This window comes from Hymenobacter terrenus, assembly GCF_000972495.1.
GTDB lineage: Bacteria > Bacteroidota > Bacteroidia > Cytophagales > Hymenobacteraceae > Hymenobacter > Hymenobacter terrenus.
Genome location: NZ_LATM01000037.1, coordinates 25,994 through 38,099 on the forward strand (window position 1 = coordinate 25,994; position 12,106 = coordinate 38,099).

At 55.5% G+C, this 12,106-nt stretch carries 11 protein-coding genes; 1 reads left to right on the forward strand and 10 read right to left on the reverse strand.

What is annotated here, in order from left to right; all coding sequences use genetic code 11:
* Positions 1 to 182 precede the first annotated feature (182 nt).
* The 10 genes from WX88_RS23940 to WX88_RS23985 all read right to left on the reverse strand — a co-directional run bounded on the left by WX88_RS23940 (position 183) and on the right by WX88_RS23985 (position 8,974).
* Entirely contained in the window at positions 183 to 923 is a 741-nt protein-coding gene (locus tag WX88_RS23940) for a fatty acid desaturase (RefSeq protein WP_082116277.1), read from the reverse strand.
* On the reverse strand, positions 923 to 1,252 hold the full coding sequence (locus tag WX88_RS23945) for a DHCW motif cupin fold protein (RefSeq protein WP_046246959.1): 330 nt from the start codon (positions 1,250 to 1,252) through the stop codon (positions 923 to 925). Before WX88_RS23945 ends, WX88_RS23940 begins: the two co-directional genes overlap by 1 nt.
* Before the next feature lie 21 nt (positions 1,253 to 1,273).
* Positions 1,274 to 2,125 carry a 4-hydroxy-3-methylbut-2-enyl diphosphate reductase gene (locus WX88_RS23950; protein ID WP_197076919.1) on the reverse strand — a complete coding sequence of 284 codons (852 nt, stop codon included), beginning with the start codon at positions 2,123 to 2,125 and terminating at the stop codon, positions 1,274 to 1,276.
* 126 nt (positions 2,126 to 2,251) lie between these two features.
* Positions 2,252 to 2,722, reverse strand: a complete 471-nt coding sequence (locus WX88_RS28260; RefSeq protein ID WP_052733048.1) for a hypothetical protein — start codon at positions 2,720 to 2,722, stop codon at positions 2,252 to 2,254.
* Between the two features lie 228 nt (positions 2,723 to 2,950).
* The gene (locus WX88_RS23960) at positions 2,951 to 3,793 is read right to left on the reverse strand and encodes a phytoene/squalene synthase family protein (RefSeq protein WP_046246960.1); all 843 of its coding nucleotides are present in this window, start codon (positions 3,791 to 3,793) and stop codon (positions 2,951 to 2,953) included.
* A 75-nt stretch (positions 3,794 to 3,868) separates the two neighbouring features.
* Complete coding sequence (locus WX88_RS23965; protein WP_231590781.1) at positions 3,869 to 5,362, reverse strand: phytoene desaturase family protein; 1,494 nt, start codon at positions 5,360 to 5,362, stop codon at positions 3,869 to 3,871.
* 315 nt (positions 5,363 to 5,677) lie between these two features.
* Complete coding sequence (locus WX88_RS23970; RefSeq protein WP_046246961.1) at positions 5,678 to 6,223, reverse strand: RNA polymerase sigma factor; 546 nt, start codon at positions 6,221 to 6,223, stop codon at positions 5,678 to 5,680.
* 226 nt (positions 6,224 to 6,449) lie between these two features.
* On the reverse strand, positions 6,450 to 7,349 hold the full coding sequence (locus tag WX88_RS23975) for a MerR family transcriptional regulator (protein ID WP_046246962.1): 900 nt from the start codon (positions 7,347 to 7,349) through the stop codon (positions 6,450 to 6,452).
* A gap of 202 nt (positions 7,350 to 7,551) precedes the next feature.
* The gene (locus tag WX88_RS23980) at positions 7,552 to 8,040 is read right to left on the reverse strand and encodes a sterol desaturase family protein (protein ID WP_046246963.1); all 489 of its coding nucleotides are present in this window, start codon (positions 8,038 to 8,040) and stop codon (positions 7,552 to 7,554) included.
* A 127-nt stretch (positions 8,041 to 8,167) separates the two neighbouring features.
* Positions 8,168 to 8,974: an enoyl-CoA hydratase/isomerase family protein gene (locus tag WX88_RS23985; RefSeq protein ID WP_046246964.1), complete on the reverse strand. Its 807-nt coding sequence runs from the start codon at positions 8,972 to 8,974 to the stop codon at positions 8,168 to 8,170.
* A gap of 807 nt (positions 8,975 to 9,781) precedes the next feature.
* Between WX88_RS23985 and WX88_RS28265 the strand changes: the two genes are divergently transcribed.
* Positions 9,782 to 12,106, forward strand: a 2,325-nt coding sequence (locus tag WX88_RS28265; protein WP_052733049.1) for a GEVED domain-containing protein, incomplete at its 3' end; no start/stop codon positions are given.

Genomic DNA, 12,106 nt, shown 5'->3' on the forward strand with positions numbered 1-12,106 from the left:
TGCGGATTACAACGAATTTTCTGTGGTTCCGCACACGCCGAAATAGTTGTTCCTTAATAAAAGAGGCGCCTCATTGGGGCGCCTCTTTTTTGTGATGTTGGCAGATACGCCACGTAAACGATGCTCGTGCGGAACCACAGAAAATCGGTTGTAATCCGCGACAATCCGTTACATCGGCGCTCCTATTTTGCCCGCCACAGCCGCCACCACGGCAGGTAAGGCTGGTCGTGATGCTCGTAGTGGTACCCGAAAAAGTAACAGCTCACGAAAGCCCACAGGTGATGACGAAACTGGCTACGCGACTTGTGCGGGTTATCGGAAGCATGCTCGCCCCGGTGCGGCACATAAGTACCAAAAAAGAATAGCTGTAGCGTACCCAACACGGCCGGCACCATCCAGAAAGCAATGACATTAGCCTGGGGGAAATACAGCTTGAGTACGTTGTAGGTCACGGCCATCAGCAGTACCTGCCACCAAGTCACGTAGTTCCAGGCAAAGCGGAGGAACCAGGGGAAGAAACCGGGGTGGCGGCCATCGTGGTAGTCCGGGTCGTCCGACGTACCGACATGGCGGTGATGAGCGTGGTGTTTGGGCAGCTGCCCGGGAAACCAGTTGTAGGCAAACAAACCGGCAGCAAGCGTACCGATGGCATTATTGAGGCGCTTATCGGCACTCACCAGCCCGTGCATGGCGTCGTGGGCCGTGATAAACAGACCGGTGTAGAGGTGAGTTTGGAGTAGCAGCAGCAGGTAAGGTGCCGGGCTGCGCCAATCGGGCCGGTAATAACCTAGAAGAAAAATGAGCAGCCCTGTCCAGCTCGCTATCACTAGCAACGCCACGGCCACACCCTTAGCCCCTAGCGGCGCGGGAGCCAATCGGCGAGTAGCCGCCGCAGATGGGTATGGATGAATTGCCGCAGACATCAATCAACAATGAAAAGCGAGGCCCCACCAACTGTGCTACTCCGGTGCGCCTCGGCCCCATCAGCTACTTGGTAGCTCATGCCGGCCGTGAGGGTGAAGTGCCGGCCATCGACCAGTTCAGTTTCTAGCCGGCCGGCCACCACCAGCAGAAAATGGCCCTTCTGGCACCAATGGTCCGCTAGGTAATCGGGGCTATAGTCAACCATACGCACGCGCACGGGCCCGAACTGCCGGACGCGCCAGGTGGCGACGCCTGTGATGCCAGGGTGCTCCTCTCCTACCACGTCGGCCCAATTAGTTACGCTAAAAGGCAAGTCGGTTATTTGCATGGCAGTGTGGTTGGGGTATTTTTATAAACTTAGCAGCCGCTCTCGTACCTGCTCCATCAGCCACATGGGAGTGCTGGTTGCCCCGCAAATGCCCACCGACTGCCCCAGCCGAAACCACTCGGGCTGAATTTCGCCCACGTTGGAAATGAAGTGCGTCTGCGGGTTCGTTTCCAAGCATACCTGATACAACACCTTACCATTAGAGCTTTTGGTACCCGATACGAATACAATCTGATCGAATTGGGCCGCGAAGCGCCGCAGGTCTTTGTCGCGGTTGCTCACCTGCCGGCAGATGGTGTCGTTAGCATTCACTTGATGGCCACGGCCTTCTAGTTCGTCCTTAATGCGGTAAAAGCTGTTGGTACTTTTGGTAGTTTGGCTATAAAGAGTGATGTTTTCCGGCAGCTCGTGGCCAAGCAGCTCGTCGAGGTTTTCAAAAACCACGGCGTTGCCGCTAGTCTGGCCTAGCAAGCCAAGTACTTCGGCGTGCCCATGCTTGCCGTAAATGAAGATTTTCTCCTGCTTGTCATAGCTGGTTTTGATGCGGTTTTGCAGCTTGAGCACTACCGGACAACTGGCATCAATAAGGGTCAGATTATTTTCCAGGGCCATTTGGTAAGTGGCTGGCGGCTCACCATGAGCCCGGATGAGCACAGCTTCGTCGCGCAGCGTAGCCAACTGGTCGTGGCAGATGATGCGCAGGCCACGGGCTTCCAGGCGCTGTACTTCTTCATCGTTGTGCACGATGTCGCCCAGGCAGTAGAGGTAGCCTTGCTCATCAAGTAGGTCTTCGGCCATTTGGATGGCGTAAATCACGCCAAAGCAGAAGCCGGAGTTAGGGTCGATTCGAACGCTGAGCGACAGTTTCGGCATAGGCCTGAATAACCAACAACTTGCCCGCAAGGTTACGAAACACGAGCCGGCCGGCCTAAAATACGTAAGGCTAGCTTCATTCAGTTTCCCAGTGGCAGAAGGCACGGCCGGCTCCGGTAGCGGGCACTACTCAGCTACTTTACTCAAGCGCTGGGCCTGCTCGTCGCTCACGTGGCCGCGGTCGACCAGAAAATTGCGCACTGTGCGGAATGCTTCCGCGTCGAGGCCCGATTTGGGATGAGTGAGGGCCGCGTTCAGCAGCATTTCCCTGTCTTCGTCCACGTGCTTGCTCAGGCCCAGAAAGGCGGGCAGGTTGCTCTCTACGGAAAAGCGTAGAAAACGAATTTCAGGGTTTTTCGGGTCGAGGCTCACAGCTTGCTCGAAAGTGCGGGCTGCGTCCTGCACGTAAGTCAACTTGTTGAACATCGACGCATCGCGGGCCCGAATAGCCTCGGCGGCCCCTTTGTAGCCCAGCACCAGCGCGTCGCGGTCCTTGTAGTCGGCCAGTAGCTTGTAGAATTTCTCGCCAGCGGTTTTGTCGGCGGCAGCTTGCTCGTAATGGCGGCGGAGGGTGGCGGGATGATAAGGTGACGACACGTTGGGAAGGAAAAAAGAACTAACAGAAAAGATGGGGACAGCCTGCTCTTTCGACCGGTCCGGCGGCCCAAAGCCGCACACCACCGGAAGCAGCACAACGTAACACCCCCACTTCGTAAAACAATTCATAGCCGCAAAACTAAGCTCAGCACTATCATAAATCGTGTTTTTGCCCTTCAGCAAAACGCCTGCCAGTGGCCGCGACTATGAATAACTGGTGCCGTTTATCTAAATCATAGACAAGCGATAGCGGAAATACGACCCCAGCAGCAACAGTAGCTTGGTATTATCGGGCACCCGCACTCGCTCACCGAGAATACGGGCAGCCGGCAGCTTTTTTATCTTGTAAAAGAGCTTCAGGTAGTATACATACGCCAGGTATACCCCCAGCTTAGCCGAGCGCGGCAATTGCACAATCCCCGCGTAAGCCGCCTCAAAATCGGCTTTGATATCAGCTTCAATCTCGCCTTTGGTTGCGTCGTTGAAGTGTTGATACACTACGCCGGGAAAATAGACGCGGCCCCGCTCCTCGTAATCGGAACGGATATCCCGTAGAAAATTCACTTTCTGAAACGCTGACCCCAATCGCCGGGCCGGCTCCCGCAGCCGCTCAAACATGGCAGTGTCGCCGTCGCAGAAAATACGCAGGCACATAAGCCCCACCACCTCGGCCGAGCCGTAGATGTACTCCTGATATAAGTCCGGGTGGTAGCTCTGGTCTTCCAAATCGAGGGCCATGCTGTGCAAAAAGGCCTCAATAAACTCGTGGTCGATGCCGTATTGGCGCACCACGTGCTGGAATGAATGCAGCACCGGATTGAAGCTGAGGCCGGTTTCGAGGGCCTCGTACGTCTGGCGGCGGAAATCAGCCAGCAGCGCCGCCTTGTCGTGGCTGTGAAAGGTATCCACTATCTCATCGGCCCAGCGCACAAACCCATACACGGCATACACAGGCAAGTGCAACTTCTTGTCGAGCGTGCGGATACCAAGGGTGAAGGAAGTGCTGTAGCGGCCCGTAATGAGCTTGCTACAAGCTAGGCTAGTATCAGTGAATAGTTGAACGTGGTTCACTTAATTGAGTTATGATTTATGAATTATATAGTTATGAATTACGAGTTAGCCTAACCAACTTAATTAATCCATCACTCAGAATTCAGAATTCTCTTTCAGCACTTCGCCGGCTACTACCTGGCCCGAAATCAGCGAGGGCGGCACGCCGGGACCGGGTACGGTAAGCTGACCGGTGAAGTACAAATTACTGACCTTTTTGCTTTTTAGCGTGGGCTTTAGAATGGCCGTTTGCCTCAGCGTGTTCGCTAATCCGTAGGCATTGCCCTTAAAACTGTGGTAGTCGGCCTGGAAGTCGCGGTGGGCGTAACTGCGCTTGAACACCACCGCGTCACGGATGCTGTGACCACAATGGCGCTCCAGCCGATCCATGAGTAGGTTGTAGTACCGTTCACGGGTAGCATCGTCGTCGGGCAGGTTGGGGGCCACGGGGATGAGCAGGAACAGGTTTTCCTGACCTTCGGGAGCTACCGTAGGGTCGGTTTTGCTGGGCACTGAGGCGTAGTACAGCGGCTTGGTGGGCCACTGCGGCTGCTCGTAAATCTCGCGGGCATGCTGGTTCAGGTCTTCGTCAAAGAAGAGGTTGTGGTGGCGCAGCTTGTCCAGCTTTTTATTGATACCCAGGTAAAATAGCAGCGACGACGGCGCCATGGTCCGCGAATCCCAATATTTGGCGTCGTAATGCCGATATTCCGGCTTTAGTATCTCCTGCTCGACGTGGTGGTAGTCGGCCCCAGCCACCACGGCATCGGCGGCGAAAAAGCCCGTGGCGGTGCGCACGCCGGTGCTACGGCCGTTTTCGACTACGATTTCTGTCACCTCCTCGCCGCACTTGATTTCCACGCCCAACTCCTCGGCCAGATGCACCATGCCTTCCACAATCTTGTGCATGCCGCCTTTCGGGTACCAGGTGCCCAGCGCCAAATCGGCGTAATTCATCAATGAGTACAGCGCGGGCGTGTTCTCCGAAGTGGCCCCCAGAAACAGGATGGGAAACTCTACCAACTCCAGTAGGCGCGGTTCTTTGAAGAAGCGGCGCACGTGCTTGTGCATGCTTTGCAGCACGTCCATACGCACCATATCAACGAGCAATTTGGGGTCGGCAAACTCAAATACGGAGCGGCTGGGCGCGTACACCAGGCGATTGATGCCTACTTCATACTTGTAAGCTGCCTGCTTTAGAAACTCGTCGAGACGAGCAGCACTGCCGGGCTCGTAGCGTTCGAACAGCGCCCGCAGTTCACTCATTTTTGCCGGGATGTCCACGGCTTCCGGCCCCCGAAAAATGACCTGGTACGACGGGTCGAGACGCTCCAGCTGATAGTAGTCGGATACTTTCTTGCCGAAACGAGCGAAGTATTTCTCGAACACATCGGGCATCCAATACCAGCTAGGGCCCATATCGAAGGTGAAGCCCTCGGCCCGGAACACCCGCGCCCTCCCGCCGGGGCCTTCGTTTTTTTCGAGGATGGTGACGCGCCAGCCGGCCTGGGCCAGCGTGGTGGCTGCAGCCAGACCGGCGAAGCCTGCGCCAATAACAATAGCCGAGGGAGATGCGGGAGAAGAACTCAACAGAACAACAAAGAGGAGTAGGTGCTGCAAGCTACAATCCCGACGATGACTTTGTTTCGCCCCGCATATCGTTGCAGTATCCCCTAAGGGCATCGGACAATAGCAAAGCTAGCATTCAAATAAAGAGCTATTATCTATTCCTACCTTCTACAGAACTAATTTTATGGTAAATAGTCCGCACACTAGCAAGTCTGTGAAGCCTACGGATGCAAATTCCCTGTACACAGCCTGACGTTCTGGAGAATTGCCACAACAGAAAAACGCCCGCCACTTCCAGACAGAAAGCGGCGGGCGTTTAATCTTTTCTACTAGAATCTAGTCCTCCACTACATCACCACCAGCCGAGGCACCTACCGGAGCGTACACGTGCAGGGCTGATTTCAACTCCTTGCGGGCAATGTGGATGCGGTTTTTGACGGTACCAATGGGGATTTGCAGCTTTTCGGCAATCTCCATGTACTTATAGCCGATGTAATACATCATGAATGGCGTGCGGTAGTCGGTGCCCAGGCCAGCGATGGCCTCGTTGATGTCGCGCACCACAAAGTCCGACGTGGCGCCGTTGTGGGTAATGTAGTTCTGGTCGGTGTTGAAATACTGAAAATACTCCGTCGAATCGATGTTGGAGCTACGCTTGGTAATCTTGTTGTAGTTGTTGATGAAGGTGTTGCGCATGATGGTATACAACCACGCCTTCAGGTTGGTACCGGCTTTAAACTTGTCTTTGTTGAGCAGGGCCTTGAGGAGGGTTTCCTGCACTAAATCCTTGGCATCATCAGCGTCTCGCGTCAAATTCATGGCGGCGGGCCGGAGGGTGAGCGAAATCTTCTGCACTTGCGAGGTGAATTCTAGCGAAGTCATGCTGTTTAGCTTTTCGTGGCCAATTGTTAAACAAATATACGAGGCCCTGGCCAAATGGGATGGTCCCGATGGAAACTATCTTGTTCGGTACGCCTACTAATCCCGTGCGAACGCGGCAAGGTACATCGGGACGAGCATTCCACTCACTGATTCATCCGGGCCTCGTGTTATCATTCCATGAAGAAGGCTTCCATTTCCTGAATTCACTTCGCGATAAATCAAGCCATTATGCCGCCATGGGCCCTCTTTCCTTTGCCGCTATCAGCGCCATAAAATCAGTCATGAGTTCTGGCGAGACGCAATTGCTGGGTAATTCCAGACCTTCCTGCCGGGCGAGGGAGCCGTAGAGCACCAGCAACGCCCGGGGGAACAGGGCCTTGATTTCGCGGGCATATTCGGCCACGCGGCCGCGCTCGGGCTGGGTAGTGAGCACTGTGACAACGGCATCGGGACGATACGAGGGCCCGACCTCGGCCATACCAGAGGTGGGCATGCTTTGGCCCAGGTAAAGGGTGTGCTGGCCACGCGCCCGCAATAAGTAGTTCATGAACAGCAGGCCCAGTTCGTGCAGCTCATCGGCGGGAAGAAACAGGAGCCAGCGGCGGGCCGTCATGGGCACGCTGGGCAGAGCATCGGTAGCGGCCAGAATTTTTTGGCGCAGTAAGTGGGCCAGCATATGCTCCTGGGCCACGTCGACGGTACCGGCCATCCACATCAGTCCAATGCGCTGAAGAAGCGGGTAGGCAACTCGCAGCATCGTGTTTTCGAAGCCCAGGTGGTGGACGGCATCGTTTAGCAACTGGCGGAGGCGGGGCTCGTCGAAGCTAAGCATGGCGGTTAGCAGGGAGTTTACCTGGCGGTGGTAGTCGTGGGCATCGTCGCAGCAGGCCATCACGGCTTCGGTCATTTCGGCATCGCTGAGGCGGGCAACCTGCGAAATCCGCTGACCCCGACCACACAGCGTGGTCACGTTGAGCAACCGACGCAGGTCGTCGTCGCAATACATGCGGATGTTGGTAGTAGTGCGCACCGGACGCAGCAGGCCATAGCGCTGTTCCCACATCCGAATGGTGTGCGCCTTAATGCCTGAAAGCTGCTCTAAGGCACTGATGGAGAAATGGCCCATTTGAATTAGTTAAAACCATCTAAATAAAGGATTTAGATTTGTAAAAGCTGATAATTTGAATTAATTAGATAAAGTTTAGTCTGACGCCTCCTGCCAGCGTTTAAGCTGAGGGTTGAAATCTATAATGATAAAGCTCAACATTCATACCCAGAGAATGTTGAGGGTGCGACAATAGCAAAGGCATGGATAGGCAAATTGTTTTCTAAGCACTTTGAATTTTATCCCTTCTATTGCGCAATTGTTTTTTGGCCAATTGCAAATACTTAGGTGATACCCACAGCAGGCCAAATTCGGCCGAGCCATCGCGGCCGGTGGTTTTATGATGGGTTTTGTGCGCCATATTGAGGGCTCTCAGGTAGGTGTTTTGCGATTTTTTCCAGAAGCGTAACCGTCCGTGGATTAACACGTCATGGACAAAAAAGTATACAGTGCCGTAGGCCGCGATGCCCACGCCTACCCAAAACCACCAGCGGGCACCATCCTCACCAGTGATAACAAGGGCGGCCGAAATGCCCCCGTAGATCAGGAAAAACAGGTCGTTGCGTTCCACGGGGTGCGGGTGGCGCACATGGTGCGAGCGGTGCAGAAACCAGAGCGGGCCATGCTGCACAAACTTGTGCATGAACCACGCCCAAAATTCCATGAATCCGAAGGTGGCGAGGGTGATGCCAAGAGCGGTCAATGCTGTCATGCGGAAGTAACCACAACGGGAAAAAGGTTGTTTGAATAGGAAGTCAAAACGCCGTCCCGCCCCCCATGATACAGGGGAATGGAACGGCGTTTTTCTCTTCTGGGCTACTAAGAAACGGATTTCTGCGCTACCAGCCTATCTTTTCCTTGTTGAGGAAAGCGGCAATGCCACGGCGGCAGTCCTCCGAACCGCGGGCTTCGGCGTTGCTCTGGGCGGCGTAGCGCAGGCTTTCTTCCAGGGCGAGTTCGGGCAGGCGGGCCAGCATCTCCTTGGTCACCTCCATGCTCTGGGCCGAATTTTCGCGGCACAGGCGCTGGGCGTACTCGTGTACGGTAGTGGCCAATTCTTCTTTCGAAACCAAGAAGGTAATAAGCCCCATATCCAAGGCCGCCTGGGCCGAGACGGGGTCCCCGCTGAGCAGGAGTTGCTTGGTGCGGGCCTCGCCAATTTTGCGCAGCAAAAACACGCTGACAATAGCGGGCAGGAAACCTATTTTCACCTCGGTATAGCCAAACTTAGCCTCGTGTACAGCAAAGGTGAGGTCGCAGATGGCCGCCAGGCCGCAGCCACCGGCGAGGGCGTGGCCCTGCACTTGGCCGATAACCACCTTTTTGAGTGTGTAAATCTGGTGGAAGAGCTGCATGAGATGGGTGCTGTCTTCCAGATTATCGGTGTAGCCGAAGCCTTGCAAGTCCTGAATGTAAGCTAGATCGGCGCCGGCGCAGAATACATCACCGGCCGCACGCAGCACGATAACCTTAACGGTCTCATCGTTTTCGGCGAACTCGAAAGCGTGCTTCAGCTCGGTTACTACATCGGCATTCAGAGCGTTACGCTTGTCGGGGCGGTTGAGGGTAATGTAGCCGATGCGGTCCTGGGCTTCGTAGCGGATATAGCGAAGGGCTTCAAGTTCGGGAGTGAGCAGGTCTTCCATAGGGAGCGGGAACAGCGCGGACGGATGGTTGTAGCAATGATGCCCACCGGAATGGAATGGTGGCATCCATGAAGGCAATTAACGCAGAAAATGTACAGATGGACTATCTCACTCGGTCGGCGGGGGCTTAATGACGGTAGAAATCAGCGGGAGGAGGGTTGAAAGCAACTCGTTGGGGCTGAGGCTAAGGTTGCCTGGTGGGAGCGCCCGGCTCCCCTGACCCTTGGGCTGTGAGACGCGACCGATGCTTAGGGCAGTGCTAAATTTTGTCTAGCATTAATAAAATGCCATTTGGAGGTGGTCACTGTTTTTGGTTCGTTGGACCATGTTTCTTTCCCGTTCATCACTAAATAGGGCCATGCGTTTGGGCACAGCCACTCCGAGGGCAATCTTTGCAGAAGCTAATAATCCTTTGTTTTTCAATCCATTCTACTATTCACGCTTTATGGAAAAAATTTCTATGGATAGTGTTAGGAACGGTGTACCTCTTTCAAGAGAGACGACGAAACACTTAGCCGCCCGGACGGCTAGAAGCGACGCAAGCTAGTCCTCTAGTCCTATATAATCGCCACTAAAATAACTATTGGGAGCACACCCGATGTGTAGAGCAAGAACAAGCTTGCCCTCACAGTACGGAGACCGACAACAATCACTGGGAATTCTTAAGTGATTCAGACACAGAATGGGAACTGGCCACGCCATAATTCACGTCTCATTCCCATCTCGGACACTTTTCGAAGCTGATACTGAAAAGCTTCTACTAAGAGATAATCATTATCCATTCACCAAATCAATCTTTTCTTACAAATGAAAAACTGTATCCTCTTATTTCTCACCCTGCTATCGGTTGCTCCCGCCTGGGCACAGCCGGAGCTGAAGCCCATTGCGCGTGAAGTGGCTAGCCGCCAACGTGGGAAGGCTGTCTTCACCGCAGCCAACGACCTGTTCACCCTGAATACCAAGACGAAGGATACGCAGATGCGGGCCATCAGCGAAGCTGTTTCGGAAGCCAGCATCCTGGAACTACAGCCGGCCAGCCAGGAGCAATTGTTAGCTCAGCGCCCAACCAACCTGTCGCTGCGCCTGCCCACCGAACAAGGGGCGCTCGATTTGCAGCTCTACCAAGTAAACCCTTTTGCTGAAGGCTTTTCCGTGTCTACTTCCAGCGGGAAAACGTCCATCAAAACTCCAGGCATCCATTACCGGGGCATCATCAAGGGCGACGACCAATCCATTGTTGCCATCAGCGTATATGATAACGACGTGATGGGCTTGGTGGCCGATGCACGGGGCAACCGCGTACTAGGCCGGATAGGTGAGGCAGGTAACCAATACGTTTTGTATAACGATAAGAATCTTAAGCAAAAGTTCGATTTTGAATGCAAATCAGATGGGCTGAAGCAACTCCGTCAGGAACCCGACCCTTTCAATTCCCCAAATGCCGCTCGCACAACGGCGAGTAAGTGCGTACGACTGTATTGGGAAGCGGCCTACGAGTTGTACACTAACAAGGGCAGTAACACGGCCAACGTCGTGAACTACCTGAGTGGTTTGTTTAACCAGTCCAAACTCATTTACGACAACGACGGTATCGGCGTCACCTTGTCGGAGATTTTCGTTTGGGACACGCAAGACCCGTACGGTCGAAGCTTAGACAACTTCGGAAGAGCCCGGACTTCTTTCAACGGAGACGTGGCCCACCTGATTAGCTTGGGAAGCTCGGGGGTAGCCTGGGTGAACGGCGTCTGCCAGACGCCGTACCGGTACGCTTACAGCGGCATTTACGCCAACTATAGCAATTTGCCTACTTACTCCTGGAGTGTGAACGTGATAACTCACGAGCAGGGCCACGTCTTTGGCTCGACCCACACGCACTCGTGTGCCTGGAACGGCAACAACACGGCCATTGATAGCTGCGTCCCGACCGGAGGCTGCGCCTCGGCCGAAGGGTCCCGGCCGGCGGCCGGCGGCACTGTCATGAGCTACTGCCACCAGACCTCGGTGGGTGTCAACTTCGCCAATGGCTTTGGCCCACAGCCCCGGCAGCGCATCATTAACGCCCTCAATGCCACTACCTGCTTGGCGGCTAGTTGCCCCGGCACGGGCCCCGTCACCCCTCCCCCACCTGCCACGGGCTATTGCACCAGCAACGGCACGAGCGTAAGCCAGGAGTGGCTGGCGTTGGTCCAGTTGGGTAGCATCAATCGCTCATCGGGCGCCGATGGTGGCTACTACGATGGCACGGCTACCAGCACCAACATTGCAGCCGGCAGCAGCCAGACCATCAACTTCGCGGCGGGCTTTTCGGGTACCGTGCGCGATGAGTACGTGAAAGTGTACGCCGACTGGAACCAGAACAACGTGTTTACCGATGCCAACGAAGCCATTGTTTCGGCCCCCGCCAGCAGCAGCAACGCAACCCGCTCGGCCAACTTCACAGTGCCAACCAACGCTAAACTCGGCAAGACCCGCTTGCGCGTGGTATTGAGCGCGGCCAGCGCCACCGCCAGCTGTGGCGCCTATGCCGCCGGCGAAACCGAAGACTACAGCGTTAACGTGACGGCCGCCACACCGCCACCGCCCGTTGTGACCTGCCCCAGCCAAGGCACCAGCCAGGCTAATGAGCACATCGATTACGTGTCCATTGGCGCCATCACCCGCTCGTCGGGCGCCGATGGCGGCTACTATGACGGCACGGCCAGTACCAGCAGCGCCACCGCCGGTAGCACCCAAACCATCACCCTGAGCGCCGGCTTGCCCACTGGGGCACGCACCGAGTACTGGAGCATCTACGCCGACTGGGACCAGAACGGCACCCTCGACGCCAGCGAGCTGGTCAACTCCAGCACCTCGACCACCGACGCCAATTTTACGGCCACCTTCACCGTGCCCGCTACTGCTAAACTCGGCAAGGCCCGCCTGCGCGTCATCATGAGCTCGGTTAACACGACTACGGGCTGTGGCACTTATGCTGCCGGCGAGACGGAAGACTATAGCCTCAACGTGACGGCCGCCACGCCGCCCCCGCCCCCCGGCGGCCCAGCAGCTGGTTGCGTCAGCCAAGGCACCAGCCAGAGCAGTGAATACCTCGCTTATGTGCGCGTAGCAACTCCGAACGGCTCCTTCAGCCGG

Excerpts from the sequence above, each read along its gene's own strand:
- WX88_RS23980 (WP_046246963.1), bottom strand. The coding sequence starts at position 8,040 with ATGACAGCATTGACCGCTCTTGGCATCACCCTCGCCACCTTCGGATTC.
- WX88_RS23950 (WP_197076919.1), bottom strand. The coding sequence starts at position 2,125 with ATGCCGAAACTGTCGCTCAGCGTTCGAATCGACCCTAACTCCGGCTTC.
- WX88_RS23975 (WP_046246962.1), bottom strand. The coding sequence starts at position 7,349 with ATGGGCCATTTCTCCATCAGTGCCTTAGAGCAGCTTTCAGGCATTAAG.
- WX88_RS23945 (WP_046246959.1), bottom strand. The coding sequence starts at position 1,252 with ATGCAAATAACCGACTTGCCTTTTAGCGTAACTAATTGGGCCGACGTG.
- WX88_RS23970 (WP_046246961.1), bottom strand. The coding sequence starts at position 6,223 with ATGACTTCGCTAGAATTCACCTCGCAAGTGCAGAAGATTTCGCTCACC.
- WX88_RS23985 (WP_046246964.1), bottom strand. The coding sequence starts at position 8,974 with ATGGAAGACCTGCTCACTCCCGAACTTGAAGCCCTTCGCTATATCCGC.
- WX88_RS23940 (WP_082116277.1), bottom strand. The coding sequence starts at position 923 with ATGTCTGCGGCAATTCATCCATACCCATCTGCGGCGGCTACTCGCCGA.